This is a genomic window from Domibacillus iocasae (genome assembly GCF_001750285.1).
GTDB classification, from domain to species: domain Bacteria; phylum Bacillota; class Bacilli; order Bacillales; family Domibacillaceae; genus Domibacillus; species Domibacillus iocasae.
The window spans coordinates 435,261-460,670 of record NZ_MAMP01000022.1 but is presented as its reverse complement, the minus strand read 5'-3'; the positions used below and the strand labels follow the sequence as shown (position 1 = coordinate 460,670).

The 25,410-nt window shown below is 45.6% G+C and carries 30 protein-coding genes; 1 reads left to right on the top strand and 29 read right to left on the bottom strand.

From position 1 onward, the window contains the following. Positions 1 to 40: 40 nt before the first annotated feature. The 9 genes from panD to BA724_RS13105 form a co-directional block, all read right to left on the bottom strand. Entirely contained in the window at positions 41 to 424 is a 384-nt protein-coding gene (gene panD / locus BA724_RS13145) for an aspartate 1-decarboxylase (RefSeq protein WP_069939101.1), read from the bottom strand. After that, positions 409 to 1,281 carry a pantoate--beta-alanine ligase gene (gene panC / locus BA724_RS13140; protein ID WP_069939100.1) on the bottom strand — a complete coding sequence of 291 codons (873 nt, stop codon included), beginning with the start codon at positions 1,279 to 1,281 and terminating at the stop codon, positions 409 to 411. The genes panD and panC overlap by 16 nt, the downstream gene beginning before the upstream one ends. Beyond that, entirely contained in the window at positions 1,278 to 2,117 is an 840-nt protein-coding gene (gene panB / locus BA724_RS13135) for a 3-methyl-2-oxobutanoate hydroxymethyltransferase (protein WP_069939099.1), read from the bottom strand. The genes panC and panB overlap by 4 nt, the downstream gene beginning before the upstream one ends. A gap of 236 nt (positions 2,118 to 2,353) precedes the next feature. Then, positions 2,354 to 3,328, bottom strand: a complete 975-nt coding sequence (locus BA724_RS13130) for a biotin--[acetyl-CoA-carboxylase] ligase (RefSeq protein WP_069939098.1) — start codon at positions 3,326 to 3,328, stop codon at positions 2,354 to 2,356. Continuing rightward, positions 3,313 to 4,506 carry a CCA tRNA nucleotidyltransferase gene (locus BA724_RS13125; protein ID WP_069939097.1) on the bottom strand — a complete coding sequence of 398 codons (1,194 nt, stop codon included), beginning with the start codon at positions 4,504 to 4,506 and terminating at the stop codon, positions 3,313 to 3,315. Before BA724_RS13125 ends, BA724_RS13130 begins: the two co-directional genes overlap by 16 nt. After that, positions 4,499 to 5,638, bottom strand: a complete 1,140-nt coding sequence (gene bshA, locus BA724_RS13120) for an N-acetyl-alpha-D-glucosaminyl L-malate synthase BshA (RefSeq protein ID WP_069939096.1) — start codon at positions 5,636 to 5,638, stop codon at positions 4,499 to 4,501. The genes BA724_RS13125 and bshA overlap by 8 nt, the downstream gene beginning before the upstream one ends. 16 nt (positions 5,639 to 5,654) lie before the next feature. Next, the gene (gene mgsA, locus BA724_RS13115; protein ID WP_069939095.1) at positions 5,655 to 6,032 is read right to left on the bottom strand and encodes a methylglyoxal synthase; all 378 of its coding nucleotides are present in this window, start codon (positions 6,030 to 6,032) and stop codon (positions 5,655 to 5,657) included. A gap of 14 nt (positions 6,033 to 6,046) precedes the next feature. Further along, the gene (dapB, locus tag BA724_RS13110) at positions 6,047 to 6,844 is read right to left on the bottom strand and encodes a 4-hydroxy-tetrahydrodipicolinate reductase (RefSeq protein WP_069939094.1); all 798 of its coding nucleotides are present in this window, start codon (positions 6,842 to 6,844) and stop codon (positions 6,047 to 6,049) included. Then, complete coding sequence (locus tag BA724_RS13105) at positions 6,845 to 7,177, bottom strand: nucleotide pyrophosphohydrolase (RefSeq protein WP_069939262.1); 333 nt, start codon at positions 7,175 to 7,177, stop codon at positions 6,845 to 6,847. A gap of 96 nt (positions 7,178 to 7,273) precedes the next feature. Here BA724_RS13105 and BA724_RS13100 point away from each other — a divergent pair, with 96 nt between their 5' ends. Further along, on the top strand, positions 7,274 to 8,146 hold the full coding sequence (locus tag BA724_RS13100) for a YitT family protein (RefSeq protein ID WP_069939093.1): 873 nt from the start codon (positions 7,274 to 7,276) through the stop codon (positions 8,144 to 8,146). Between the two features lie 301 nt (positions 8,147 to 8,447). On the opposite strand, the gene BA724_RS13095 is transcribed toward BA724_RS13100, so the two are convergent. From BA724_RS13095 to BA724_RS13000, 20 genes are all read right to left on the bottom strand, one after another. Next, complete coding sequence (locus BA724_RS13095) at positions 8,448 to 9,128, bottom strand: zinc metallopeptidase (RefSeq protein WP_069939092.1); 681 nt, start codon at positions 9,126 to 9,128, stop codon at positions 8,448 to 8,450. Positions 9,129 to 9,201: 73 nt separating this feature from the next. Next, positions 9,202 to 9,408, bottom strand: a complete 207-nt coding sequence (locus BA724_RS13090) for a sporulation protein YpjB (RefSeq protein WP_069939091.1) — start codon at positions 9,406 to 9,408, stop codon at positions 9,202 to 9,204. A gap of 61 nt (positions 9,409 to 9,469) precedes the next feature. Beyond that, entirely contained in the window at positions 9,470 to 10,048 is a 579-nt protein-coding gene (lhaT, locus tag BA724_RS13085; protein WP_069939090.1) for a lipoprotein heptaprenylglyceryl N-acetyltransferase LhaT, read from the bottom strand. Between the two features lie 56 nt (positions 10,049 to 10,104). Next, on the bottom strand, positions 10,105 to 10,872 hold the full coding sequence (locus BA724_RS13080) for a menaquinol-cytochrome c reductase cytochrome b/c subunit (protein WP_069939089.1): 768 nt from the start codon (positions 10,870 to 10,872) through the stop codon (positions 10,105 to 10,107). A 260-nt stretch (positions 10,873 to 11,132) separates the two neighbouring features. Continuing rightward, the gene (qcrB, locus tag BA724_RS13075; RefSeq protein ID WP_045851437.1) at positions 11,133 to 11,807 is read right to left on the bottom strand and encodes a menaquinol-cytochrome c reductase cytochrome b subunit; all 675 of its coding nucleotides are present in this window, start codon (positions 11,805 to 11,807) and stop codon (positions 11,133 to 11,135) included. A gap of 14 nt (positions 11,808 to 11,821) precedes the next feature. Then, on the bottom strand, positions 11,822 to 12,325 hold the full coding sequence (locus BA724_RS13070; protein WP_069939088.1) for a QcrA and Rieske domain-containing protein: 504 nt from the start codon (positions 12,323 to 12,325) through the stop codon (positions 11,822 to 11,824). A 153-nt stretch (positions 12,326 to 12,478) separates the two neighbouring features. Further along, positions 12,479 to 12,940, bottom strand: coding sequence for a YpiF family protein (locus BA724_RS13065; RefSeq protein ID WP_069939261.1), 462 nt, complete (start codon positions 12,938 to 12,940; stop codon positions 12,479 to 12,481). Positions 12,941 to 13,009: 69 nt separating this feature from the next. After that, positions 13,010 to 13,573, bottom strand: a complete 564-nt coding sequence (locus BA724_RS13060) for a ReoY family proteolytic degradation factor (RefSeq protein WP_069939087.1) — start codon at positions 13,571 to 13,573, stop codon at positions 13,010 to 13,012. A gap of 164 nt (positions 13,574 to 13,737) precedes the next feature. Beyond that, complete coding sequence (locus BA724_RS13055; protein WP_069939086.1) at positions 13,738 to 15,006, bottom strand: tetratricopeptide repeat protein; 1,269 nt, start codon at positions 15,004 to 15,006, stop codon at positions 13,738 to 13,740. A gap of 158 nt (positions 15,007 to 15,164) precedes the next feature. Next, on the bottom strand, positions 15,165 to 16,442 hold the full coding sequence (aroA, locus tag BA724_RS13050) for a 3-phosphoshikimate 1-carboxyvinyltransferase (protein WP_069939085.1): 1,278 nt from the start codon (positions 16,440 to 16,442) through the stop codon (positions 15,165 to 15,167). A 15-nt stretch (positions 16,443 to 16,457) separates the two neighbouring features. Further along, a complete protein-coding gene (locus BA724_RS13045; protein ID WP_069939084.1) occupies positions 16,458 to 17,561 on the bottom strand; it encodes a prephenate dehydrogenase in 1,104 nt (367 codons plus the stop codon). Positions 17,562 to 17,575: 14 nt separating this feature from the next. Then, positions 17,576 to 18,673, bottom strand: a complete 1,098-nt coding sequence (gene hisC / locus BA724_RS13040; RefSeq protein WP_069939083.1) for a histidinol-phosphate transaminase — start codon at positions 18,671 to 18,673, stop codon at positions 17,576 to 17,578. Positions 18,674 to 18,689: 16 nt separating this feature from the next. Further along, a complete protein-coding gene (gene aroH / locus BA724_RS13035) occupies positions 18,690 to 19,061 on the bottom strand; it encodes a chorismate mutase (protein WP_069939082.1) in 372 nt (123 codons plus the stop codon). After that, a complete protein-coding gene (gene aroB / locus BA724_RS13030; RefSeq protein WP_069939081.1) occupies positions 19,055 to 20,149 on the bottom strand; it encodes a 3-dehydroquinate synthase in 1,095 nt (364 codons plus the stop codon). Before aroB ends, aroH begins: the two co-directional genes overlap by 7 nt. 3 nt (positions 20,150 to 20,152) lie before the next feature. Then, positions 20,153 to 21,328: a chorismate synthase gene (gene aroC / locus BA724_RS13025; protein WP_069939080.1), complete on the bottom strand. Its 1,176-nt coding sequence runs from the start codon at positions 21,326 to 21,328 to the stop codon at positions 20,153 to 20,155. Positions 21,329 to 21,501: 173 nt separating this feature from the next. Beyond that, positions 21,502 to 22,272 (bottom strand): CheR family methyltransferase, encoded by a 771-nt coding sequence (locus BA724_RS13020; RefSeq protein WP_069939260.1) that lies wholly within the window; start codon positions 22,270 to 22,272, stop codon positions 21,502 to 21,504. Positions 22,273 to 22,400: 128 nt separating this feature from the next. Further along, on the bottom strand, positions 22,401 to 22,847 hold the full coding sequence (gene ndk / locus BA724_RS13015) for a nucleoside-diphosphate kinase (protein WP_069939079.1): 447 nt from the start codon (positions 22,845 to 22,847) through the stop codon (positions 22,401 to 22,403). A gap of 94 nt (positions 22,848 to 22,941) precedes the next feature. Beyond that, positions 22,942 to 23,904, bottom strand: a complete 963-nt coding sequence (gene hepT / locus BA724_RS13010) for a heptaprenyl diphosphate synthase component II (RefSeq protein ID WP_069939078.1) — start codon at positions 23,902 to 23,904, stop codon at positions 22,942 to 22,944. Positions 23,905 to 23,932: 28 nt separating this feature from the next. After that, entirely contained in the window at positions 23,933 to 24,634 is a 702-nt protein-coding gene (locus tag BA724_RS13005) for a demethylmenaquinone methyltransferase (RefSeq protein ID WP_069939077.1), read from the bottom strand. Between the two features lie 4 nt (positions 24,635 to 24,638). Next, positions 24,639 to 25,394: a heptaprenyl diphosphate synthase component 1 gene (locus tag BA724_RS13000; protein ID WP_069939076.1), complete on the bottom strand. Its 756-nt coding sequence runs from the start codon at positions 25,392 to 25,394 to the stop codon at positions 24,639 to 24,641. Positions 25,395 to 25,410 lie beyond the last annotated feature (16 nt).

Genomic DNA, 25,410 nt, shown 5'->3' with positions numbered 1-25,410 from the left:
ACCATAAAAAAAGACCGCTGGATAAACAGCGGCTTTAAATTTACATAATGGTTGCGGCCGGCTCTTGATGCAGGAGATTGGCAATGCGGTTTTTTTCATCCATAATGAGCACTTTCGGCTTATGGTCTTTCACCTTTTCCTCGGCCACTAAAACGTATGAAATAATAATAACCGTATCGCCTGGCTGTACAAGACGTGCAGCGGCTCCGTTCAAGCAGATGACGCCGCTTCCGGGTTCACCGGGGATAATATACGTTTCAAGGCGCGCACCGTTATTATTATTCACAATCTGCACTTTTTCATTTGGCATCATGCCGGCTGCATCAAGCAGCTCTTCATCAATCGTAATACTGCCCACGTAATTTAAGTTGGCTTCCGTCACCGTTGCACGGTGAATTTTCCCGTTCATCATTGTGCGAAACATAGCGTACTTCCTTTCATCGGTAAAATCACGTTATCGATTAACCGGGCATTTTTATACTTTACTGCAGCGGCTGCAATGATTGTGCCGCTGATTGAATCAACAGCTGTTAATTCCGGATAGGATAAAATCTCTACATAATCGACTTCTGCACCGGTTTGCTCTTCCAACATGCTGCGTGCCTGCTGCTTTAAATGGCCGGTATTCGTTTCACCCGCTTCAATGGAAGCGGCCACGAGCTGAAGCGCTTTGTAAATCGCCGGCGCTTTTTCCCGCTCTTCGGGCAGCAAATACACGTTGCGTGAACTTTTTGCCAGTCCATCCGGCTCTCTTACAGTGTCAACCCCCACAATTTCGATCGGCACGTTTAACGAGTCTACAAGTCCGTGAATAACAGCAAGCTGCTGTGCATCTTTTTTGCCGAAATATGCCCGGTCCGCTTCAGTTAAATGAAATAATTTCATGACCACGGTGGCCACACCATCAAAGTGACCAACACGTGATAAGCCACATAGGGCGTTTGTTCGTTTGTGGACCGTCAGCGTCACCGACGGCTCATCTGGATACATTTCTTCAACAGACGGCAAAAACAAGATATCGACGCCCGCTTCTTTTGCTAGTGCCATATCCCTCTCTTCGTCCCGCGGATACCGTTCAAAATCTTCATTTGGCCCAAATTGAAGCGGATTAACAAAGATAGACATAATCACGACGTCGTTTTCCTTGCGTGCCTCACGGGCGAGTGTTAAATGTCCTTCATGCAAAAAACCCATCGTCGGTACGAAACCGATTGATTGGTTATCTAATTGAAAATAGCGGACTTCTTTTTTTAAATCCGCAACCGTCCGGATAATATTCATGAGTGCACGCCTCCATAAAGCCGGCCTAATTCGTCTTCGTTCATTGTGAAGGTGTGCGCTTTTTCCGGAAACGCGCCTGTTTTCACATCCGTGACATAAGAAGAAACCGCTTTGATTCCGTCCTGGTCAAAATCCGCATAGCTTTTTACAAACTTTGCTGTCCGGCCGACGCCATAGCGCATAATGTCATGGTAGACAAGTACTTGGCCGTCTGTTTCGGCCCCCGCACCGATTCCAATGACTGGAATCTGAAGTGCCCCGGCAACAGACTGTGCGACTTGGTGCGGGACACATTCCAAAACGAGCATAAACGCCCCTGCCTGCTCCATTGCTTTTGCATCTTCGAGCAACCGCTGCGCCGCTTCCGCTGTTTTCCCTTGTACTTTATAGCCGCCAAGCACGCCAACAGACTGAGGGGTAAGCCCGAGATGCGCACAAACCGGAACACCGGCAGCTGTTAATTCACGCACACGGTCCACAATTTCATCTGCACCTTCCAGTTTTACCGCGTCGGCTCCCCCGCTTTGCATGAGCATGCGGGCCGTATTTAACGTTTGTTCTTTATTTACGTGATATGTCATAAACGGCATATCTGTGACGACAAACGTATCACGTGCGCCCCGTTTTACCGCTTTCGTATGGTGCAACATATCTTCCGTTGTCACATAAACGGTCGAGTCATACCCGAGCACTGTCATGCCCAGCGAATCACCGACTAAAATGAGGTCCGCACCGCCTGCTTCTGCCTGCTTTGCTGACGGATAATCGTACGCTGTAATCATGGCAATTTTGTCCTGTTTCGTTTTCATCTTGCTGAAATCTGCTGTTCGTTTCATTTTGCTTCCTCCTTTTTATTAGAGGAGACGAAACAACAAAAAAGGGTCCTTTTGCCTGAAAAAGAGCAGAAGGACCCCGTTATAAACGGATGAATGTTTCGACCCTCTGTCCCTGTCCGTCCGGATCAAGGCAGTATTTGTCTTATTATCATGCATGAATTTTGGGTGAACGCGGTGCAGCTCAAATATGATACCGCCCTGTTCACGACTATTATAACAGGCAGCCCTTCGTTTGACTACTGTTCGATTTCAATATCCGCTGAATAAATATCATGGATGATGCCGTTTTCATCTTGAAGCTTCAGCACGCCTTCTTCTGTAATGCCAAGCGCTTTCCCGCGAATCGTTCCGCCAATTGTGCGGGCAATAAGCTGCCGTCCAATTGAAACGGCAAATGACTCCCATTTTTCTTTTATGGCACCAAAACCATTTTCTATATATTCCGCATAATAGATTTCCATGTTTTTCAAAATAGCTTGAACGAGTTTTGCACGCGGCACTGGCTCTCCTTTTTCAATTGCAAGTGACGTGGCAATGCCTGCCAGCTCATCCGGAAAAGAGGACTGATTCACATTCATCCCAATGCCAATAATAATCGAACGAATACGATCTGAATCCGCTTGTAATTCTGTTAAAATACCGGTGATTTTTTTCCCATTCAATAGCAGATCATTCGGCCATTTAATTTCCGGCTTCAGCCCAGCTGTGTCACGGATCGCTTCCGCCACGGCAACAGCTGCGATCAGCGTAAACTGCGGCGCTTTAACCGGCGGCAAATCCGGTTTTAAAATAAGGCTCATCCAAATGCCCGTATATTTCGGAGAGTGCCAGGGCCGTGTCATCCGGCCGCGTCCTGCTGTTTGCTCTTCCGCAATGACAAGCGTCCCTTCTGCTGCTTCTTCTGCAATTTTATGCGCTTCCTTTTGCGTGGATTGAACTGTTTCCATGAACACTACATGCTTACCGAGGCGTTCTGTTTCAAGTCCAATCAATAATTCATTTTCACTCACTTTATCCGGCTTTGATGTAATCCGGTAGCCTTTGTTGCGTACCGCTTCGAGTTCAAAGCCTTCATGCCGCAGCGATTCAATATGCTTCCAGACCGCTGTCCGCGAACAGCCAATACTGTCTGCCAGCGCCTGGCCGGACACAAAATCACCATTTGCTTTTGAAAATACTTCAAGCAGCTTATGTTTTACAGAAGATTGCATGTGCGCAGCCACCTTTCAATTTCCATTCGATCATTCCGGACATCACCGGCAATAACCGCTTTTTCTGTTCGTTCAAGCACTTCTTTTATCCACACTCCGCGCGGTTTGTCCGCCCACTCCATCAGTTCTTTTCCGGTAATCGCAAGATCGTGCCGGCTTTTGATCGGGAGCGATTCGAAGCGGCTTGTTACTTCTTTTAGATCCACTTCTTGCCCAGACAAAACAGCGGCTGCTATTGCAGCGTCAACCGCCGACTGGAGTCCTGACTGAAATAACAGCCAATCGCTGGCGCCTTCTGCCTTCAGCTGCTTTAACGTGCGGATACTTTGAACAATTCGCTTGATTCTTTTTTGCGGCAGGCGCCAATCTTTTAAAAATGGCGCCGCATCGTGATTTGCACACAAATAAGCCATTACTACCCAAACTTGTTCCACCGTTAACGGTTCAAGCGGCAGTTTTGCTAACCGAATAAACGCCTCCTTTTGCTCACGTAATCCCGGTAAAAAACGATAGAGATTTGTTTCAATTAACGCCCACAATGCACGGCGCCTGTCACGTCCGGCCAGCAATTTATCTATTTCATTGAGCTTTCGTTCAACCGCAATATGTCCAAGCAGCGGCGCATGTTCTTCCATTGCTTTTTTCGTTTCTTTATCAAGGTTAAAAGACAGCTGGCTTACAAATCGTGCCGCCCGCATCATTCGAAGTGCATCCTCAGAAAAACGCTCGGCTGCACGGCCAACCGTCCGAACAATTCCCTTTTGCATATCGTCTTTCCCGTGAAACGGATCAATCCATTTCCCGGCTTTATTCATAGCCATCGCATTCATCGTAAAATCGCGCCGCTTTAAATCCTCATAAAGAGACCGGACAAATTCAACATGATCCGGTCGTCTAAAATCACTATATTCAGATTCGATTCGAAACGTCGTCACTTCGAACCCAGTACCGTTATGTAAAACAAGAATGGTGCCGTGATCAATGCCGACATCGACGGTATGGGTAAAGAGGCTTTTCACTTCAGACGGTGTCGCCGATGTGGCAATGTCTACATCATGAATGGGGCGGCTTAAAAAAAGATCACGGACCGCCCCGCCAACAAAGTATGCCTCATAACCGGATGCTTCAAGTCGTTCAACTATCGGAAGTGCCTGCCGAAAAAAAGGATGATCAATCATGAATATTCTCCTTTAGCAGACTGTAGTAGACGCTCTCGTATTGACGTACGATATCCGAGGAATGAAATTGTTCCTGAACCGTTTCGATCGCCCGCTGTTTCATGCGTTCGTATAATAATTCATCCGTCAGCAAACGGAAGGCTGCTTCGCTAATCGCCTCAATGTCACCAACGGGGCGGACGAATCCATTTTCTCCATCTTCAATCACTTCCGGAATTCCGCCTGCATCCGTTCCGATGCACGGTACGCCGCATGCCATCGCCTCAAGCGCCACAAGGCCAAAGCTTTCTTTCTCTGACAACAATAGCTTTATGTCACTAATTGCGTACAATTCTTCTAAATTGTCCTGCTTGCCGAGATATAACACCTGTCCTTCCAATCCGAGTGATTCCGCGAGCCGGCAAACGACCGTCATCTCCGGTCCGTCTCCAACAAGAAGCAGTTTCGCAGGCATTTGCTCCGCGATATTGGCAAACACTTTTACTACATCTGTCACACGTTTCACCGCACGGAAATTGGACACATGAATCACGACTTTTTCATCGTCTCTAATCCCGAATTCTTTTTTTAAATGATGAACTGCAACCGGACGGTACACCCGCTCATCTATAAAGTTGTATACTGTCTCAATCTCTTTTTCCGGCGCGATCATATCCTTCGTTTGCTTAACGAGAGAATCAGACACAGCCGTTACTGCATCCGACTGTTCAATGCCAAATTTAATTGCGGGCGTGAGCGCGGAATCCGATCCAAGTACCGTAATGTCTGTGCCATGCAGCGTCGTCACAATCTTCACATTCGATTTCGCCATTTGTTTGCCTAAAATCGCGCACACGGCGTGTGGTATCGCATAATGGACGTGCAAAATATCAAGCTTTTCCCGCTGTATGATATCGGCTATTTTACTCGCCAGGGCAATATCATATGGAGGATACTGAAAAACCGAATATTGATTGACTTCCACTTGGTGAAAAAAGATATTATGATACACCCGGTTTAACCGGAATGGAACGGCCGATGTAATAAAGTGAATCGTATGCCCTTTTTCCGCCAGCAGCTTGCCAAGCTCTGTTGCGACAACACCTGACCCGCCCACTGTCGGGTAGCATGTAATGCCAATATTTAATCCCATCTTTTTCCCCTGCCGATCATTCACTCTGTTCTTCAATAATCCCATCAATTAATACACGTGCCGTTCCAAGATTCGTCGCAAGCGGCACAGAATAGACGTCACAAAGACGAACGAGCGCGGTTACATCCGGCTCATGCGGCTGTGCTGTAAGCGGATCACGGAAGAAAAAAACAAAGTCCATTTCCCCGCGGGCAATCCGCGCGCCAATTTCCTGATCGCCTCCAAGCGGTCCTGATTGAAAACGATGCACATTCAGACCGGTTTTTTCCATTACACGGGTTCCCGTCGTTCCCGTCGCAAAAAGCGTATGATAGCCGAAAACATCTTTATGAAGATCCACAAATTCAATCAAGTCATCTTTTTTCTTATCATGTGCAATAAGTGCAATGTTCATCGGAACCCCCCCCATTAATCTAAAATATTTTCAAGGCCGTATACGAGCGTTTTTGTTTGCATAACGGTTTCTACACATACTTTAACGCCCGACATAAAAGAAGCCCGGTTGTACGAATCGTGGCGGATCGTCAGCGTTTCACCATCAGCGCCAAACATCACTTGCTGATGGGCGATTAATCCCGGCAGTCGGACACTATGAATGTGCAGGCCGTTCATTTCAGCGCCGCGTGCACCTGGAATCGTTTCTTTCTCATCCGGATGTCCTTGTTTTTTCGGTTCGCGAATGTCGCTAATCATTTGCGCCGTTTTCACAGCTGTTCCGGACGGAGCATCGAGTTTTTTATCGTGATGGAGCTCGATAATTTCCACATCACCGAAATACTTAGCGGCCATTTGCGAGAATTTCATCATTAAGACAGCGCCAATTGCGAAGTTTGGTGCGATAATGCAGCCAAGCTCTTTTGATTCTGCCAGTTCTTTTAATTCTGACAGCTGCTCATCAGTGAAGCCGGTCGTTCCGACAACAGGGCGAATCCCATGTTCAAGCGCTGTTTTTGTATGTATATAGCCAAATTCTGGCGTCGTCAAATCAATGAGGACGTCTGCCGGATGTTCTGAAAAACAATCTCTCACATCGGTATAAATCGGTGCCTGTGAACCGTTGAACCCGATATCTTCCAGTGTTTCTCCGCCATGTTTCCGATCAAGTGCCGCCACCAGTTCAAATTCCGGTGTTTCCATCACCATTTTTACTGCTTCCAATCCCATGCGGCCGCGTGGGCCCGCAATAATGACACGAATGCTGCTCATTTATTTTTCCTCCTCAATTTTGGTCCAGCGGTCTTTGTCTCTCGTCTGGAATTTATGCATCACCCGGTCGTGTGCTGTCTGCAGATCAATGTCAAGCGAATTCGCCAGGCAAATCGCTACAAACAGGACATCTCCAAGTTCCTCTTCAATCGTTTTTTCTTCTTCCGTTGATTTTTTTGGCTTTTCTCCGTGATAATGGTTCACTTCACGGGCCAGTTCGCCCATTTCTTCTGTAAGGCGCGCCACCATGGCAAGCGGACTGAAATAGCCTTCTTTAAACTGACTAATATAGCCATCTACTTCTTTTTGCATGTCACGCATTGATTTATCCATTTTTTTCACCACTTTCTCTCTCCTATATGGTACATATTATATAAGGACAGTGCAATTTTTTCTTTTCATTCGTCATTATAAAAAAAGGAGAACTTTATGAAGCGAGGCATAAAAGTAAAAAATACCATCTTTATCTTAATCGGATCAGCCATTTTTTCGTTCGGACTTGTTCATTTTAACATGCAAAACAATTTGGCTGAAGGCGGTTTCACCGGTATCACCCTTCTATTGTACAGCTTGTTTGACCTTGACCCTTCCTACTCCAATCTGATTTTAAATATTCCCATTTTCCTTATTGGGTGGAAGCTGCTCGGCCGCGTGTCGTTTTACTATACGTTAATTGGCACATTCAGCGTTTCATTATTTTTATGGATTTTCCAGCGCTGGCAGTTCCATATTCCGTTGCACGATGATTTGTTTCTTGCGGCATTGTTTGCCGGGGTATTTATCGGTGTCGGGCTCGGGATTACATTCCGATATGGCGGTACAACAGGCGGGGTTGACATTATCGCACGGCTGGTCCATAAATATCGGCAGGTCAGTATGGGAAAAACGATGTTTTTATTTGATGCATGTGTCATTATAGCCTCGATTCTTACATACATCGATTATCGGGAAGCCATGTACACACTTGTTGCCGTGTTTACGGCCGCCCGTGTTATTGATTTTATGCAGGAAGGCGCGTATGCGGCACGCGGGGCGATGATTATTTCTTCCGCTCATGAGGAAATTGCCGAAGAAATTAATAAACGGATGGATCGTGGCGTGACCATCTTAAAAGGATACGGATCATTTACCAAACAAGAGCGTGACGTCCTTTACTGCGTTGTCGGCAAAAATGAAATAGTCCGGCTGAAGAACATTATCCATGCTGTCGACCCGCATGCCTTTGTATCGGTCACGGTCGTTCATGATGTTTTTGGTGAAGGATTTACGCTCGATGAGAATAAGCAGCCGATTGAACAGTAAAAAACACCGGAGAACTGATCCGGTGTTTTTTCAAAAGATTAAGAAAGTATATATTTTTGAACAGTGTCCAGCACCAGGTGCCATCAGCCCGAGGTCCACACGATGTGGGTCACAAAAGTGTTGCGACGGCCTAGATGGCCTAGTCAGGCGAATGCCACAGGACGTGCAGCTTTAAGCGTGGCAGAAGGAAGCTGCGTTCTTAGCTTTCGTTCCACAAGCCCTTCTGGAGGCAAAAAGCGTCTCCGCCAGCGCTCGCCTTATGCTTGTCGCCGATATGCCAGGCACCTTCCGCCTTTCTTAATTAATCTTCGCTTTGCTGCATGCCTGTATACATCAGCACAAGACGGACAAGTTCAAGAACTGCTACCGCTGCGGCTGCAACATATGTCATTGCGGCTGCATTTAACACTTTACGCGCTTCCCGTTCTTCATCATTGCGGATGACGCCTGACGCAACAATTTGATCCATCGCTCGGTTGGATGCATTAAATTCCACCGGTAATGTCACCACTTGGAACAAGACACCAGCTGCCATTAAAACGATCCCGAGCAAAAGCATATTGGTTGCTTGAGCGAAAATCCCGATCATAATGAAAATCCACGACATATTTGAGCTAATATTTGCGACCGGCACAAGTGCGTGGCGGAAGCGAAGAAACGCATAGCCGACTTTGTCTTGAATCGCGTGGCCGACTTCGTGCGCTGCAACAGCTGCACCGGCAATCGAATGGCCGTGAAAATTGTTTGGTGATAAATTAACCGTTTTCGTCATCGGGTTGTAATGATCACTTAAAAATCCATGTGATTCTACTACTTTTACGTGTTGCAAGCCATTGTCATCTAAAATGCGGCGTGCTGCTTCTGCACCGGTAATACCTGTTGAAACCGGTACTTTTGAAAACTTTTTGTATGTGCTTTTCACTTTAAATTGCGCCCAAAGCGGCAATAGGATCAGCAGGGCAAAATAAACGATCCAGATCATCTAAATCCATCTACCTCCATAGTATTATCTTATTTTTTCTTAAGTCTATTGTAACGATTAATACCCCCATGCGTCAAAGATTACGCTTGCGATTATCTTTCTTTTTCATCCCTTTATATTTTTTTCTTCCTGTATATAAAAGCGATGTCACAATCACGCCGCCTGTTAAAGCTGTGACATGAACAATCTGTTCTTTTTTCTCCGGATTCAGCCCTTCTGCTCCGCTGACCGGCACAAATATGAGAAGGAAACTCCATATAAACGCGATGACTTTTTCCATTCTCTCTCCCCCCATCCGCTTCCTTAGTATATGCGGATGGGCAGTGAAATGATGCTGTTTGTTACCAGATTAATCGGTTTGAACGGACACATACCCACCATGTGACCAGGATAGACAGGATACTAAGCCAAAAAGTAAAGTAGCCGATTTCCTGAATATATAAATGAAGCTGCGAATAAACCGGGTACTGCATATACACGTAATCAATGATTTCATTATGTACGGTCCAGACTGATGCAATGATCAGGTGAATCGGCTTTACCCGAAAAAATGGCGCGTAAAGCAATCCTTGTACAGCCATCCCAAGATGAGAGGCAACAAGCATCCAGCCGAGCCAGGAAAGATTTCCAGTCACCATAAGCGTCAATATGTTCATAACAACAGCCCAAATACCGTACTTAAACAACGTCATAACCGCTAATGCCTGCATGAGTCCCCACTGCCGGCCGAGAAACAGACCAAACAGAGCAATCGTAAAAAACAAGCTCGCTGTCGGACTATCTGGAACGAACGGAAGAAAAATAGGATCTGTTTGCTTCAGCTGTGGCATATACCATATGTAGCCATAAATCGTGCCAAGTAAATTAATGAGAAAAAGCAACCACATCAACGAACGGTTTGATAAAAAAAAAGATAGCATCCAGACACCTCCATCGAAAAAAAGGACCGCCGAGCAAGTCGGACAGTCCTTTTTGATTATTCTGCTTCGAGTGTTGAAATGAATTCAGACAGCTTCACAAGGTCTTCATCATTTCCTTTGTACATTCCCGGCGGCATTGTTCCTTTACCGTTTTTCGCAATATCCGCGACTTCTTCCGGTGTCAGGCCTGTTCCGATAAGGGATGGTGCAGCTGCCCCGCCCGATAACGTATCACCGTGACAGTTAATACAGCCGTTTTCCTGATAAATTTTAAACCCATCAGAATTTGTATCAATCGCCGCTTCTTCAACGATTGCCCCCTGCGCTTCTTTCGCTTCCCAGTCAACTGCATCAACCGATTCCCAAGTAAGGAAAATAATTGATGCAAGAGAAAGCAGCATAAAGCCAGTGGCAAATGGGCGATCAAGCGGACGGCGTTTTGGTCCGCGGTCAATAAATGGAGCCAGCATAAGACCACCAAAGGCAAGCCCTGGAATAATAAAGGCGCCGATCACATTATAAGGTCCTGATGCATATGTGTATTTAAGTAATTGGTACAAGAATAAGAAATACCAGTCAGGCAGCGGCAGGTAGCCGGTATCTGTCGGATCCGCGACACGCTCAAGTGGTGATGGATGAGCGATTGTTAAGCAAAGATAACCGATAAGGAAGACCGCCCCAACCATCCATTCCTTCAAAAGGAAGTTTGGCCAGAAGGCTTCTGTTTTGCCTGGATATTCCGAATAATCTTTTGGAATATTTGGTTTTCGTTCAGCCGGAATACGTGAATCCCCAACGAACTTCATCCCTTTTCCACGATGCATTGCGTTCCCCTCCTTTTAATTAAGAAAAGTGCAAGGCGCCCGATGATCAGCAACAAGCATAAGACGAGTACTGGCGGAGGTGTTTTGTGCCTCCAGAAGGGCTTGGCTTATGAAAGGCTAACAAGTCACGGCATCGTGCCGCAACACCTTTGTGACCCATATTGTGTGGGCCCTCGGGCTGATGGCGCCTGGAGCTGGACAATATTGAAAATATATACTTTTCTTATTAGTTTAAACTAAAACAAGTATACCCGTTTTTTTTACAGCGGTCCGGAAATACCCTGCTTACGAATCATGATAAAGTGGGCGCCCATTAAGCCAAGTAACGCAGCCGGCAGGAAGAAGACATGAATCGCGAAGAAACGTGTTAATGTCTGTGCTCCAACAATATCAGGATGTCCAGCAAGCAATACTTTCAATTCATGACCGATCAGCGGTGTTGAAGCCGCAATCTCGATTCCTACTTTTGTCGCAAAGAGTGCTTTCATGTCCCACGGAAGCAGGTAGCCTGTAAAACCGAGACCGAGCATAACGAAGAAAATCAATACGCCGACAACCCAGTTTAATTCACGAGGCTTTTTGTATGCTCCCTGGAAAAACACACGAAGCGTATGTAAAAACATCATAACAATAACTAAACTCGCGCCCCAGTGGTGCATGCCGCGTACAATAACGCCAAACGCAACTTCATTTTGCAAATAATAAACAGATTCCCATGCATTTTTAATATCCGGCACGTAGTACATTGTCAGGAACATTCCGGACAAAATTTGGATGACTGTGACGAAAAACGTCAAACCGCCAAAACAATACACAAATGCTGAAAAATGATGGGCCGGGTTGACGTGCTCAGGCACTTCATGGTCTGCAATATCGCGCCACATTGGCGTAATATCGAGACGTTCATCCACCCAGTCATAAATTTTATTGAGCATGTATTACGCCTCCTTTACACGATATTGTTTGCCTCTGGCTTGCCGAGCTGCAGCAGGCCGTCTTTTTCAGCTGTCGGATACACATCAAGTGGTTTAAGCGGTGGTGTCCCTGGAACATTTTTCCCGCTCTTTTCATACAAACCATTATGGCAAGGACAGAAAAATTGATTGGCATGATCATTGCCTTCCCAGCTCACCGTACAGCCAAGATGTTTACAAATCGGTGACAACGCAACGATTTCGCCTTTGTCATTTTTGTAAACCCAGGCCGTATTCGTCACCTCAGACGTATACCAAGCGTCTACTTGCTCGTAAGAAAAGTCAACGCGCACCGGTACATCTGTTAAATCAGCCACTTTTTGCTGTGTCGGATGGAAATCGCCGGCCGCTTCTCCTTTCAGCACTGGATCAACAGCGAAACGAACCATCGGCATCAGCATGCCCGCAGCCATGAAACCGCCTACACCTGTGAGCGTGTAGTTTAGAAACTGGCGTCTTGATACAGGTTGTTTACTCATTCTTTTCCCCCCTCTGTACAATAAGCTTCGTCCGCATTGGACCGTATATGAGCATAAACATAAACTAGGACATTATTATGATAATCGATACAGGATAGCAGGTCAATAACCTCCGGAATGAAAACGTTTTTTCGAATGTGACGATTTTTCGAATTATTCTGTATTACCCTGCCATTTTTCAACAATAATGTTGACAATTTGTTTCGCCTGGTTTTCGATCAACGAATACTTCATTCCATCTTCCATATCACCAAGAGGCACCGATGGAATCCAAAGTACCACCGCCTCCAATTCCTCATCCGTGTCCCGCCAAGCACGATCTGCTGTAAAAAAGAACACATGCTTGAATCCGGTTGACCGAAGCTTTTCCGACCACTGTTTTACCCCTTCTTTTTTTACTGCCCCATCCGGCAAATAAGCGTGCGGAGGTGTTACAAGCACTCTTCCTTTAAATTGTCGTTCAAGAAAAGCAACCAGCAGTCCAATAAACTCATGCTGTTCCGCCGACTGCATCATCCCCTCACCAAAATCAGCCGGGACGAGCGGCACAATCGCGGTGTCAATGTACTCTTTTTGCTGCTGAAACAGCGCAGCATCTTTTCCGTTCCAATTCATTTTATCACCCCACTTTATCATACATTCGTTCTATTCTCCTTGCAAATGTCAATGAAAAAAAGCGTCTGATCAATAATCAGACGCTTTAATGTGTTCCATTAATTCATTTAATCGTTCTGTCAGTCGGAGAAACGTTTCTTTGTCCCCTCGATCCAATGCAGCATCTATTTGTTCATTCAGCCGATCGCGCTGAAACTCGTATACACTCCATTTTAAAAACTGCTCTGCCAGCTCTTTTTCTTTCTCTGTCAACCGTGTCCGCTTCGGCATAAAGGGATTTTCCACCCGCACCGCCGCGTATTGGTGAGACAGCTGTGCGCCTTTAAACTTCAGCTCAATGAAAATATCTTCTTCTTTATTTAAACGGATGTCATGAAACGATTTTTCTGCATCTGTTGTCATAATGTTATCTTTAAAAAACCGAAACGGCGCACTGTCTACACAATGAGAAGACATGATCATGCCGCGTGGACAATACTGAGCGTCATCAACAAAATGCACATGTTCCATAAGCTGATCATGGCTCATCAAATAATTTAAAATCCAGACAGATTCTCTTCGCTTCAGCTGATAATGGTTTAAAAACCAGCGGATAAAGTCCTTTTTCTCATGAACGGAAACCGGGGCTGCCATCATCATCACTCCTCTGTCTATTTTTAAAAGATAAAAAAAGTATATTTTTTGGACTTTGTCCAGCTTGAGGACCCACAGGATGTGGGTCACAAAAGCGTTGCCGCACGATGCCGCGTTTTTAGCTTTTGTTCCATAAGCCGATAAACAGGCGTCCTGCGCTTTTATTAGTATACATCCATTTTCAAACGTTCAACAAGTTCTATCCACTCATCATTCAGCGGTTCTTCTTTCAACAGTTTTTCAAACAGCGACAGCGCCTGCTCCCGATTTCCTTCTTCTAGCAAAAAGTAGCCATATTCCGCTAGAAATTCAGTGTTTTCATTTAAAACCGGATAAAGGTACTCATATAGTTCAGCAGCTTCTTTAAACTCTTCCAGCCGTTCGGCTGCCCGAGCTGCATCCCATAGCAAAAGAGGCTCAGCACTGCCTGATTCACGAAATACGGAAGCAATTTCAAGAACACCTTCATATTCTTCTTTTTTCATGAGCAGCGCATTCAGTGCAAGCGCCGCCTCTGTATATTCGGGGTCAAGCGAAAGCGACTGGCGCAGATGCGATTCTCCTTCTTCTTCAAGGCCTGTTTTCAGCGCAAGCTTTCCAGCGATTAAATACAATTCTTTTTGATATGTATCCCTCGCGATGCCGGACCGCGCCGCTTCAAGTGCAGCATCGAGTTCTTCTTCCATTTCATATGCACGCGCCAGATGTAAATAAATTGAATGATAGTCCGGATCAAGTTCTGCAGCTTCCGTCAATTTAATGGCAGCTGTTTTGTACTGACCGGCCTGAAAAGCCGTAAACCCATACATAAACAATGTGTCGATATCCATTTTATCCTCAAGCGCCCGTTCAAAGTGCGAAAGACTTTCTTCGAACGCACCGCCCGCACTATATGCTTCCGCAAGCCGCTTCTGAATAGAAATGCCCGCAATATCCTGCATGCCAATCTTTTCAAGTTCTTTATACTGCCGGACTGCTTCCAAAAACTTGCCTTCTTCTAAATACAATTCCCCCAGTGCAAGCTTAATAATCGGCTCATCCGGTTCTGCCTGCTGTGCCAACAGCAGCTTTTGCTCACTGACTTCATACAGTCCCTGCATTTGATAAAGGTCCGCCAAAACGAGGAGGGATCTTGCATAAAAAGGGTCACTGTCATCAATTTCATCTAAAATCAGCATCGCCTCTTCTTCACGGTCGAGTTCCACTAATGTTTCTGCCAAAAGAAGCGACAGCTCGCCTTCACCCGGAAACGAAATCAGCAGCTTTTCAAACAGCTGCCGTGCTTCATCTAAAAAACCAAGCTGGAGCAATTGCTCGCCCAGCATAAATTGTTCTTCCGCATCACTAGAGGCAAGTACCTTTTCGTATAGGGCAGATGCCGACGCCATATCTCCCTTTTCCAGGTGCGCGATCATGTTTTCTGCATTGTTCATCTTTACCGCCTCTTCTTTCTTCGTCTTCTTTTCTTGATTTCTTATTTTAATCAAAGATAGTCAATCCGGCAACTTTTTCGCTTGTACTCCATGTATTCTACTTCTCTTCTTATTTTCCTTCTTATAAAACAGAAAAAACGCCCTCAGAAAGAGGACGCTCACTTCACAAGCTGCTGCAAGTGATCAAAAAATTCCGGGTACGAAACGGCGATTGCTTCATGGTCGTGAAGCACCACATCGCCTTCTGTAATGAGGGATGCAACCGCCATAACCATGCCAATCCGGTGGTCACCGTGTGATGACACCGATCCACCGCGAAGCTTTGATTTGCCGCGGATAATCATCCCGTCATCTGTCGCTTCGATGTCGGCCCCAAGCTTTTTCAATTCATCCACAACCGTATCGATCCGGTTCGTTTCTTTTACTTTTAATTCTTCCGCATCACGAATGATGGTATCGCCTTCTGCCTGTGTTGCGAGCAGCGCAATAACAGGAATTTCATCAATAAGGCGCGGAATAATCGAACCGCTGATTTCCGTTCCTTTTAATTGAGATGTTTTGACCGTAATCGTTCCAATTTCTTCGCCCGATTTTGTTGTTTTTTCAACAGTCATATCCGCTCCCATTTGTTTAAATACATCAATGATGCCGGTCCGTGTTTCATTTAATCCTGTATTTTCGAGGATGACTTCACTGTTCGGTGTGATGGCCGCAGCCACCATAAAAAAGGCGGCGGATGAAATATCACCTGGCACATAAACGTCCGTTCCTTTAAATGTTTGGCCGCCCTGAACGATAATCCGGTCACCTTCGCGGCGAATTTTTCCGCCAAACTGCTCAATCATTTTTTCGGTATGATCCCGCGTCGCTTCTGGTTCAATGATAACAGATTCCCCGTCCGCCTGCAGCGCCGCAAACATAACCGCTGATTTGACCTGTGCGCTTGCAACCGGCAATTTGTACTCTGTTGTATTCAATTTCCTGCCGCGAATCGACAGCGGCGTGAAACGGCCATTGTCACGCCCGGCAATATCGGCTCCCATTGCTGCCAGCGGAACCGTGACTCGGTCCATTGGGCGCTTGCCGATTGATTCATCCCCAATCATAACCGAATGAAACGGACGGCCAGCCAAAATGCCAAGCATCAGGCGTGTTGTTGTACCGGAATTGCCGGTATCCAAAATAGCAGAAGGCTCTTTCAAGCCATCCCAGCCTTTGCCGTGAACAATAATTTCTTCCTCTGTTTCATCGATTTGTACACCCAGCTTGCGGAAGCAGTCGATCGTGCTTAAGCAATCTTCTCCTTTTAAAAAGTGCCGGATCGTTGTTTTACCATCTGCCAGCGCTCCAAACATAATGGAACGGTGTGAAATGGACTTGTCACCCGGCACTTCTATGCTTCCGCCAAGAGACGGCTCGTTAAACGTCAGTTTCATGGTTTCATACCTCTCTTATGCTAAAAATAAATCATACGTTGTTTTTTGCTCGATGCAATGTTTGGCACGATGACGATCTTCTTCGCTTTGAAAGCTAATGACAAGCACACCAAATACGTCGTCACGTGTTTCCACAATTCGAATATTCGTAATGCTGATCCGCTCATCCGCCAAATAGCCGGTCAATTCTGAAATAACACCTGGATAATCCGGTACGTCTACATACATTTCATAAAAAGCGGGGATCGCGCCTTTCGATGCGGCCGGAAGCCCGTCACGAAATGTTTTTGCCTCGTTGAAATAACGGTAAAGCTTGTCTTCATCTTCTGTTTCCAGGATGGACAGCACCTCATTCATTTCATCACGCCAATTGGTGAGCAGCGTCAGCAGCATTTCTTTATTATGAAGCGAAATGTCTTTCCACATTTCCGGATTCGATGAAGCAATACGGGTAATATCCCGAAAACCGCCAGCTGCGAGTCGTTCGATCAGCGGATTTTCTTGATTATATTTCCGGGCTTGGTGAACAAGTGACGCCGCAATAATATGCGGGAAGTGACTGATCACACCGGTCATTTCATCGTGCTCTTCTGCGGTTACTTCTAATATTTTTGCCCTTGTACCGTCCAGCCATTTCTTTAAAATGGCCACATGCTTTTCTTCCGCCGCACTGCCTGGCGTCAGCAAATAAAACGCATTTTCAAACAGGAGTTCTTTTGAAGCGGCTACCCCGCTTTTATGGGAACCTGCCATCGGATGGCCGCCGATAAATGCGATCCCTTTTTCACTTAAAAGAGATGCACGTTTCATAATACGGCTTTTCGTGCTACCGGTATCTGTTACGAGCACACCTTCTTTTAAATGGAGGCCGGCAATGATTTCAATCATTTGCTCCGTTTTCAATACGGGCACTGCCAAAATGATCAAATCCGCTTTTTTTGCGCCCTCTTCAAACGAAACAGCTTGTTCATCAATAATATTCAATGCTTCCGCAAGGCCAAGTTCAGATTCACGCACGTCGAACCCGATAATGTGTGCCTGTGGATGGGCTTTTTTTATCGCTTTTGCAAGAGATCCGCCGATTAAGCCGAGACCGGCAATAAAGACATTTCCTCTCATAGGCGAATCACCTTCTATCTTTTTACAGTTTCAGCCAAAAAGCTTTTCATTGCGCTCATAACGCCTTCATTTTGTTCTTTTGATCCGACAGTGACACGAACAGTGCCCGGAATACCAAGAGCCGCACCAGAGCGGACGATATATCCTTTTGACATTAAGTACTCAAACAGTTCATTACTGTCACATTTAAAGTCGATTAAAATAAAGTTTGCTTCAGACGGGTAATAATCGAGTCCATTTTCACGGCAAAATGCGTAAAATTGTTCTAATCCTTCTTTGTTTGCTGTTCGGCATTGATCAATAAATGCCTGATCAGAAAGACCTGCTGCCGCTGCTTTTTGACCCAGAGAATTAACGTTAAACGGTTCACGAACCGGTTCAAGCTGCGTGATTAGGGATTCATCTGCAAAACCGTAGCCGACCCGAAAAGCGGCCAATCCGTATACTTTTGAAAATGTGCGAAGAACGAGCACGTTTTTGTATTCTTTAATAATCTCAAGCGCATTGTAGTAGTCATCCGCTGTCACATATTCAAAGTACGCTTCATCAAGAACGACTAATACCTCTTCCGGTACACGGTCAAGGAACCCTCGCAGCTGTACATCCGTAATATGTATACCGGTCGGATTATTTGGACTGCAAAGCCAAACAATAGCCGTATTTTCATCAATGGAGTCAGCCATTTTATCCAAATTATGCGCACCATTTACAAGTTCCACTTCGCGAACTTCTGCTCCCTCCACAACCGCATTATGGCGGTATTGCGGGAATGACGGTGTCGGCATAACCGTGTTTTTGCCAGGCTCTAACATCGCCCGGGAAAGCATCATAATGATTTCGTCAGAGCCATTACCGAAAATCAGCTGTTTTTCGGAAACATTTAAAAAAGAAGCGAGTTCAGTCCGAAGCCCGGTTGTATAACCGTCCGGATAAATGGCAAACGAATCTGCATACTCGCGGATGCATTCTTTTACTTTTTCAGAGGAGCCAAACGGATTTTCGTTTGAAGCAAGCTTTACAACGTCAGTAAGACCGTACGCTTTTTTCACCTGATCCGTCGTCCGGCCCGGCTGATAGGCTTTTAATGATAGTATTTGTTCTTTCCATTTCATGCTTTTCCAGCTCCTCTTAATTCGTTGATTTTTGCAAGTCAGGGCGTAAAACAACCGCCTCTTCTAAATACACATGCTGAATCTTTTTTTGCGGTGTATCTGTATTCACATGCATCATGATTCGAATGCAGCGCTCTAAGCCGCCTTTAATGGCGAGTTCCTGCATACACATAACCGGCACATATTCCCAGCCTGCCTGCTCACGAAGCGCTTTCGCCGGAAACATCGCATCTAGATCATTGGTTGCTGATAAAAATGCAGAGCATACCGTTTCTGGATCAATGTTATTTTGCTTAATCATTTCTGCAAGCAGCCGTTCCGTTGCTTCTACCATTAAATCACCGTCATTGGCTGGTACTGTAATCGCACCACGGATCCCTCTTACCATTGCTCGGCCTCCTTTCGAAAATGTTCATCGATTTTCTGCAATTCTTCTTTTGTCATATCAGTCACGTACGGTTCGCCTATTTTATTAAGCAGCACAAAACGCACTGTTCCCCCGTATGCTTTCTTATCCCGGGTCATGACTGTGTAGATCTCTTCAAACGAAAAGCCGAGCCCCTCTTTAACCGGATAGCCTACTCCTTTCAGCCACTTGGCGAATGAACGAATATTGAATGAAAAATTGTTTTTAAATTGAGAAGCGTATAGGGCAAAAATCATTCCGCACGCGACTGCTTCGCCATGCGCCGTTTTTCCATAACCCGAGAGTGCTTCAACCGCATGCCCATATGTATGGCCAAAGTTTAAAAACGCGCGGACGCCTATTTCTTTTTCATCTTCTTTTACAATGGCGCTTTTAATTTCAATGCCTTTTTTTAAGCATTGTGCCAAAAAAGCGCCTTTGATGTCCGCTGTTTTTTGAATCGTCCGCAAGATTTCTGTAAGCATCGGCTCATCTGCAATAAACGCATGCTTGATAACTTCCGCAAAGCCGCTTCTTGTTTCTTTTTCAGAAAGCGAATGCAAAAAGGATGTGTCATAAATAACCGCTTCCGGCTGATGAAAAGCGCCAATCATATTTTTTCCAAGCGGATGGTTAATAGCTGTTTTCCCGCCCACTGCACTGTCGTGGGCCAAAATGGTTGTCGGCACTTGAATAAACGGGATGCCTCGCATGTAGCTTGCCGCACAGAAACCGGCCAAGTCCCCGCACGCCCCGCCGCCAAACGCTACAACGAGCGAATGACGGTCAAGAGCTGCTTCAAGCATTGCGGTTAAGCACTGTTCAAATACGGAAAAGGATTTAGCAGATTCTCCTGCCGGCACAAAATGCCAGTCTACTGGAATGGGGTCGGGCAGTGCTTCTTTAAGCGCCGAACCATGGATTGCGTACACGCCCTCGTCTGCTATGACAAACAAGCGGGTCGGCTTATTTTTCATTTTAAGAAGGACTGGACCGATTTCTTTTACCGCCCCTTCCCCAATGATAACAGGGTATGTTTTATGCACTGTTTCAACCGTGACGCGGTTCATCGATCAAAACTCCTTTGCGTACGATTTATGTTCCTCAACCTGGCGGATCAAATGATCCATCCGGTCACCATTGAATTGTTCGAGAATGGCATTTGCCAGCTCCCATGCCACGGCTGCTTCCGCTACGACGGCTGCTGCTGGAACCGCACAAGCGTCTGATCGTTCAATACTTGCTGAAAATGTTTCTTTCGTATCAATATCAACACTTTCAAGTGGTTTATATAATGTTGGAATTGGCTTCATGACGCCACGGACGACGATTGGCATACCATTTGTCATCCCGCCCTCAAAGCCGCCCAGGCGATTTGTTTTCCGGTAAAAGCCACGCTGGTCGTTCCAGGCAATTTCATCATGTACTTCACTGCCGAATTTGCTTGCCGCTTCAAAGCCAATACCGATTTCAACACCTTTAAATGCATTGATGCTGACAATGGCTGCTGCTACTTTCGCATCCAGCTTGCGGTCATAATGTACATAGCTGCCGATTCCGATCGGCATGCCTTCTGCGATCACTTCTACAACGCCGCCGATTGAATCACCGTTTTTCTTTGCATTGTCAATCGCTTCAATCATTTTTGCGCCTGCTTCTTCATCTAAGCAGCGGACAGATGAAGCTTCACTGCGCTCCTGCACCTCTTGAATGGTCTCAAATTGAACGTTTTCCGCTCGGATACCGCCGATTTCAATAACATGTGACGCTAATTCAACACCAAGCAGCTTTAACAGCTTTTTCGCCGCAGCACCTGCTGCAACACGGACCGTCGTTTCACGGGCGGAGGAACGCTCCAGCACGTTGCGCATATCACGGTGGCCGTATTTAATGCCGCCATTTAAATCCGCATGACCAGGACGCGGACGCGTGATTTTTCTTTTAATTTCCTCTGCTTCTTCCACGCTGTCAAGCGGTTCGATGCCCATAATTTTCGTCCAGTGCTTCCAGTCGTCATTTTCCACGACAAGTGTCACGGGCGAACCGAGGGTATGACCATGGCGGACGCCGGATTTGATCGCGACTAAATCTTTTTCAATCTGCATGCGGCGGCCGCGGCCATGTCCTTTTTGACGGCGCAATAGATCAGTATTCACATCTTCCGCCAAAAGCTCCATTCCGGCTGGAAGTCCTTCAATAATTGCCGTCAATTGCGGCCCGTGTGATTCTCCTGCTGTTAAATATCTCATTTTCCTGCTCCCTTCAGTACGTTAAAGCGGTTATGTACTACTATATCATATTTAAAATTGTTTGGAATAGCCGAAACGGCTGTTTTTGAGAATTTTATCACAATTCCTTGTTTCGTGGTGATAATTTCTATAAGGCGAAGGTTCAAAAGCCCAGACGCGGCGTGACGCCAGCTTCATGCTTTTTTATAAAAAAATGTATCTTCCACTTCAAACCCGTACCGTTCCGGATTAAAAATCTGTTCTGTACTGCCGACAAATAAAACACCGCCCGGCCGAAGCGCTTCATTAAATTTTCGATAGAGCTCATCTTTCGCTTCTTCCGTAAAATAAATCATCACGTTCCGGCAGACAATTAAATCGTACCCACTTTCAAACCGGTCGGACAACAAGTTTTGTTTTTTAAAGGAGACCGCCCGCTTTACCTCTTCTGAGACCTTGAAAAAAGCGCCTTCTTTATGGAAATGCTTTTTCTTCATCGCTTCCGGCACTTCAGCAAGTGACCGTTCCGGATAAAGTCCTAATTTTGCTTTTTGAATTACATTTAAATCAAGATCCGTTGCCAGTATGGACACAGATGAAAGCGGCATGTATGTGGACAAAACCATGGCAAGTGTATAAGGCTCTTCTCCTGTTGAACAAGCGGCACTCCACATTTTCAACCGTTTATTTTCTTTCAGCAGGCGTGGCAGAATTTTTTTCTCCAGCACCTCCCACCTTTTTCCGTTCCGATAAAACTCTGATACATTAATGGTCATCCGATCTAAAAATTCGTTCATCATTTCCTGATTTGAACTTAACGCATCAAAAAATGTTAAAAATGATGGATAGCCCTTTTTTTCATACAAAGAGGTTAATCTTCTTTTCATTTGTGCTTCTTTGTATAACGCAAGGTCGATGCCCGTTTTTCGTTTAATGGACCCAACAAATTGTTCATAATCCCTCACTGTATTCATCCTTCCCGCCAACACTTTTATCTTTTCCTTTATTATAGCTGATCTAAAGCAAAGGAATGGTTATATTTTCACAAAAAAAAGGAGTTTTCAGCCTCATCGGCTGAAAACTCCTTTAATTATTAATATACCCACTCAGACCCTGACTTTATGTAGGTCGTCAGTTCGTCTTCTTTAAAGAAAATGTCGATTTCACGTTCCGCGCTTTCAGGAGAATCAGAACCATGAATAACGTTTTTGCTGACGTTGATCGCATAATCCCCACGAATCGTTGCCGGAGCCGCATCTTTCGGATTGGTAGAACCCATCATTTGGCGGGCTGTCGCAATTACATTTTCCCCTTCCCATACCATTGCAAAAACAGGTCCGGACGTAATAAAATCAACAAGCTCACCAAAAAAAGGACGTTCTTTATGCTCGCCATAATGCTGTTCTGCTGTTTCACGTGATACATGCATAAGCTTGGCACCGACAAGACGGAATCCTTTTTTCTCAAAACGGGACGTGATTTCCCCAATCAATCCGCGCTGTACGCCATCCGGCTTTACCATTAAGTATGTTTTTTCCATCGTTCATCACTCCTGTGTTATGTATACCGCTTACATGCGGACATGATGAATCGTAACACTTCTCTTTTAAATTTACAACGCTTTCATAGAAAAATTAATATTTTCTTTTGCCGATAAAGTACGCAATGTCCCGGAGCGAATTACGATGCCGTCCCGGGGGCAATTCGTTTAATACCTTCAGTGCACGGTCTAGGTACCGCCTGCTTAATACATGAGAACGCTCAATTGCATCACTGTTTTTTAAGCGGTCAATAATGTGATTGATTTCCTCACGGCTTGAGTGCGCATGCACCGATGAGATCTGGGCTCGCATCTCTCTGTCTTCCATCGCGTATAAAACTGGCAATGTAATATTCCCTTGAAGAAGATCGCCGCCTGCCGGCTTGCCAAGCTCTTTTTCACTCGCCGTAAAATCAAGAATGTCATCGGTAATTTGAAAAGACATGCCAACGTTGTAGCCAAATTCATATAATTTCTGGTGAATAGAAGCAGGCGCTCCTGCCGCAATGGCGCCAAGCTGGCAGCTGGCAGCAATTAAAATAGCCGTTTTTCGTTTAATCCGTCGCAAATAATCGCGCAAATGCTGATCGTACCGATACTTGTCTTGTATTTGAACAATCTCTCCTATGCAAAGCTGAGTCATCGTATGCGACAAGATCTGATGAGCTTCTACATTATCAATTTGCGTTATGCACTCAAGTGCCGCCGCAAAAATATAATCACCGGTATACATAGCAATGCGATTGTCCCATTCCGCTTTGACCGTATGTTTTCCGCGCCGGATAACCGCATCATCAATAACATCATCGTGGACAAGCGAAGCCATATGAATCAGTTCAAGGGAGGCAGCCACATATTTCACCCGATGAATATCATAATCGCCAAATTTTGCGCCGAGCAAAAGCATTACCGGGCGAATGCGTTTTCCGCCAGCTTGAAGAAGGTGCACAGACGCTTCCTCCAAAATCGTTGACGATGAACCAACTGCACGTTCGAGTTCTTGTTCTATTAAATCAATATCTGCCTTTAACCGCGTATAAATTAGTTTTATATTCATTTCTTTTCACCCGGCTCTTGATCTAGTATTATTTATTTCCGTAATGAGTTGCGGCTACTCCGCCTGTGTGAGCTTTAAAACGAACATTTTGGAAACCAGCCTGCTGAAACATGCGGGCAAGCTCTTTCATGTCCGGAAAATGACGTGCTGATTCCTGAAGCCATGAATATTCTTCATAGCTTTTTGCAAAAAGACGCCCAATCGCCGGCATAATGTAGCGGAAGTATAGCGTATACCCTTCTTTGAACACAGGCATCTGCGGCTGGCTTGTTTCTAAACAAACAGCCATTCCGCCTGGCTTCAGTACACGGCGCATTTCTTTCAATACCTGCATATAATCCGGCACATTGCGAAGACCGAAGCCAATGGTGACATAATCAAATGTGTTATCTTCAAATGGAAGCTCCATTGCATTGCCATGAATTAATTCTACCTGCTCAAGACCGGCCGAAGACACTTTTTGTTCACCGACAGCGAGCATATTTTGACTAAAATCAAGCCCTTTTACGACTCCTGCAGGCCCAACCGCTTCTGCAAGCGCCATCGTCCAATCCGCCGTCCCGCAGCAAACATCAAGCGCTTTGGCTCCCTTTGGCACCTGCATCATCTTCATCGTTTCATTCCGCCAGCGCTTATGCTGCTGAAAGCTAATGACTGAATTCATTTTATCGTAGTTGCCGTAAATTTTTTCAAAGACACTGTGTACTTTTTCTTCTTTTGATTGCTGCATCCCTTCACCCTTCTTCCACAAGTCGAAGCGGCGTGCTGAAAAGGCGGTCCCTTTCCCCCTGAACCACAGCCGCGCTGTATGAATCCATGCTTTTAATGCACTCGTTTATCGTCAAGCGTACCTGCTCAAGCCGCTGTTCAATTGCCTGAAGGGCGTGCTGTTTTGTTTCGAGCACGTGGGCAAGTGCGCGGAAAACGATAAACGGCTGCTCTTTTTCCCGAAAAAGCCGGTCTGCTGTCAAAAGCTGCTGAACGGCAAGCCACACTGCCTCATCTGCTTTATTTTCAGCGTACACTGCGCCAATAATATCACCTTCAATTGTTTGAACAGCTCGAAAAATAGCTTCTTCTGATTCGAGCTGATGCCGATGAAGGGACGTTTTTGCTTCATTCACACTTTTCACGGCATCAGCAAGAATCCCTACCCAATGGATACAGCCGGCTTCCGCCAGTGTACGGTAGTACATGCCGCTAAAATAATCTCCCGCCAAAACGATGAGCTGATTTTTTTGCGTCATTTCTTCCGTTACTGACGGAATTAAATCATGCGTGTCAAGAGCCAGCTGAATGAGAACAGCTGCTGTCATTTGTTTTTGTACGTGTGCGCTTTTTCTATCTTCGTCCGTAAACGCCAGCATTAAAGCAGCTGCCCGAAGTGGATTAATAGATGGTGCACCAACGATTTTATCCAAAAATGGCTGCCTGCACGCCCGGTTTATCTCTTCGATTAGCGCTTTCTGCTCTTTCTGCCACTCCCTCATTGTAAAAACCCCTCAC

Bases quoted from the DNA above. Each gene is read 5' to 3' on its own strand.
- hisC (WP_069939083.1), bottom strand. From the start codon at position 18,673: ATGAAATGGAAAGAACAAATACTATCATTAAAAGCCTATCAGCCGGGC.
- BA724_RS13125 (WP_069939097.1), bottom strand. From the start codon at position 4,506: ATGATTGATCATCCTTTTTTTCGGCAGGCACTTCCGATAGTTGAACGA.
- qcrB (WP_045851437.1), bottom strand. From the start codon at position 11,807: ATGCTCAATAAAATTTATGACTGGGTGGATGAACGTCTCGATATTACG.
- BA724_RS13095 (WP_069939092.1), bottom strand. From the start codon at position 9,128: ATGATCTGGATCGTTTATTTTGCCCTGCTGATCCTATTGCCGCTTTGG.
- BA724_RS13005 (WP_069939077.1), bottom strand. From the start codon at position 24,634: ATGCAGCAATCAAAAGAAGAAAAAGTACACAGTGTCTTTGAAAAAATT.
- BA724_RS13055 (WP_069939086.1), bottom strand. From the start codon at position 15,006: ATGAACAATGCAGAAAACATGATCGCGCACCTGGAAAAGGGAGATATG.
- BA724_RS13045 (WP_069939084.1), bottom strand. From the start codon at position 17,561: ATGAGAGGAAATGTCTTTATTGCCGGTCTCGGCTTAATCGGCGGATCT.
- bshA (WP_069939096.1), bottom strand. From the start codon at position 5,638: ATGGGATTAAATATTGGCATTACATGCTACCCGACAGTGGGCGGGTCA.
- BA724_RS13065 (WP_069939261.1), bottom strand. From the start codon at position 12,940: ATGAATTGGAACGGAAAAGATGCTGCGCTGTTTCAGCAGCAAAAAGAG.
- BA724_RS13070 (WP_069939088.1), bottom strand. From the start codon at position 12,325: ATGAGTAAACAACCTGTATCAAGACGCCAGTTTCTAAACTACACGCTC.
- panD (WP_069939101.1), bottom strand. From the start codon at position 424: ATGTTTCGCACAATGATGAACGGGAAAATTCACCGTGCAACGGTGACG.
- mgsA (WP_069939095.1), bottom strand. From the start codon at position 6,032: ATGAACATTGCACTTATTGCACATGATAAGAAAAAAGATGACTTGATT.
- aroA (WP_069939085.1), bottom strand. From the start codon at position 16,442: ATGAAACTGACGTTTAACGAGCCGTCTCTTGGCGGAAGCATAGAAGTG.
- BA724_RS13080 (WP_069939089.1), bottom strand. From the start codon at position 10,872: ATGCATCGTGGAAAAGGGATGAAGTTCGTTGGGGATTCACGTATTCCG.
- hepT (WP_069939078.1), bottom strand. From the start codon at position 23,904: ATGAATATAAAACTAATTTATACGCGGTTAAAGGCAGATATTGATTTA.
- panC (WP_069939100.1), bottom strand. From the start codon at position 1,281: ATGAATATTATCCGGACGGTTGCGGATTTAAAAAAAGAAGTCCGCTAT.
- BA724_RS13060 (WP_069939087.1), bottom strand. From the start codon at position 13,573: ATGGCAGCCCCGGTTTCCGTTCATGAGAAAAAGGACTTTATCCGCTGG.
- aroH (WP_069939082.1), bottom strand. From the start codon at position 19,061: ATGGTAAGAGGGATCCGTGGTGCGATTACAGTACCAGCCAATGACGGT.
- BA724_RS13105 (WP_069939262.1), bottom strand. From the start codon at position 7,177: ATGGATAAATCAATGCGTGACATGCAAAAAGAAGTAGATGGCTATATT.
- panB (WP_069939099.1), bottom strand. From the start codon at position 2,117: ATGAAACGAACAGCAGATTTCAGCAAGATGAAAACGAAACAGGACAAA.
- BA724_RS13000 (WP_069939076.1), bottom strand. From the start codon at position 25,394: ATGAGGGAGTGGCAGAAAGAGCAGAAAGCGCTAATCGAAGAGATAAAC.
- BA724_RS13090 (WP_069939091.1), bottom strand. From the start codon at position 9,408: ATGGAAAAAGTCATCGCGTTTATATGGAGTTTCCTTCTCATATTTGTG.
- aroC (WP_069939080.1), bottom strand. From the start codon at position 21,328: ATGAGATATTTAACAGCAGGAGAATCACACGGGCCGCAATTGACGGCA.
- BA724_RS13130 (WP_069939098.1), bottom strand. From the start codon at position 3,328: ATGCAATCTTCTGTAAAACATAAGCTGCTTGAAGTATTTTCAAAAGCA.
- ndk (WP_069939079.1), bottom strand. From the start codon at position 22,847: ATGGAAAAAACATACTTAATGGTAAAGCCGGATGGCGTACAGCGCGGA.
- BA724_RS13100 (WP_069939093.1), top strand. From the start codon at position 7,274: ATGAAGCGAGGCATAAAAGTAAAAAATACCATCTTTATCTTAATCGGA.
- dapB (WP_069939094.1), bottom strand. From the start codon at position 6,844: ATGAGCAGCATTCGTGTCATTATTGCGGGCCCACGCGGCCGCATGGGA.
- aroB (WP_069939081.1), bottom strand. From the start codon at position 20,149: ATGAACCGCGTCACGGTTGAAACAGTGCATAAAACATACCCTGTTATC.
- lhaT (WP_069939090.1), bottom strand. From the start codon at position 10,048: ATGCTATCTTTTTTTTTATCAAACCGTTCGTTGATGTGGTTGCTTTTT.